This window comes from Lysobacter sp. P5_B12, from assembly GCF_056400425.1.
Genome location: NZ_JBFULG010000022.1, coordinates 1 through 1,047 on the forward strand (window position 1 = coordinate 1; position 1,047 = coordinate 1,047).

General features: G+C 66.2%; 1 protein-coding gene. It reads right to left on the reverse strand.

The features are described from left to right. Window positions 1–1,046: elongation factor Tu (gene tuf, locus AC1DOM_RS16780; RefSeq protein WP_498965361.1), on the reverse strand; the 1,046-nt coding region annotated here is incomplete at its 3' end. Window position 1,047: the final 1 nt, after the last annotated feature.

The window sequence follows — 1,047 nt, forward strand, 5'->3', positions numbered from 1 at the left end:
CCTTCCGGCAGGGTCACGGCGCCCGTGATGTCGGTCGTGCGGAAGTAGAACTGCGGGCGGTAGCCCTTGAAGAACGGCGTGTGGCGGCCGCCTTCGTCCTTCGACAGCACGTACACCTCGGCTTCGAACGTGGTGTGCGGGGTGATCGAACCGGGCTTGGCCAGCACCTGGCCGCGCTCGACGTCGTCGCGCTTGGTGCCGCGCAGCAGCAGGCCCGCGTTGTCGCCCGCCTGGCCCTGGTCCAGCAGCTTGCGGAACATTTCCACGCCCGTGACCGTCGTCTTCTGCGTCGGGCGAATGCCGACGATTTCGATTTCGTCACCGACCTTGATGATGCCGCGCTCGATGCGACCGGTCACCACGGTGCCGCGGCCCGAGATCGAGAACACGTCTTCCACCGGCATCAGGAACGGCTTGTCGATCGCGCGCTCCGGTTCCGGGATGAACGTGTCCAGCGCGTCGACCAGCTTCAGGATCGCCGGCACGCCGATTTCCGACTGGTCGCCTTCCAGCGCCAGGCGCGCCGAACCCTTGATGATCGGGGTGTCGTCGCCCGGGAACTCGTACTTGGTCAGCAGCTCGCGCACTTCCATCTCGACCAGCTCGAGCAGCTCGGCGTCGTCGACCATGTCCGCCTTGTTCAGGAACACCACGATGTACGGCACGCCGACCTGGCGCGAAAGCAGGATGTGCTCGCGCGTCTGCGGCATCGGGCCGTCCGCGGCCGAGCACACCAGGATCGCGCCGTCCATCTGCGCCGCACCGGTGATCATGTTCTTGACGTAGTCGGCGTGACCCGGGCAATCCACGTGCGCGTAATGGCGGTTGGCCGATTCGTATTCCACGTGCGCCGTCGAGATCGTGATGCCGCGCGCCTTCTCTTCCGGCGCCGCGTCGATCGCGTCGTATGCCTTGAACTCGCCGCCGAAACGTTCCGCGCCCACCTTCGTCAGCGCCGCCGTCAGCGTCGTCTTGCCGTGGTCAACGTGACCGATCGTGCCCACGTTCACGTGGGGCTTGGTGCGCTCGAACTTACCCTTGGCCATG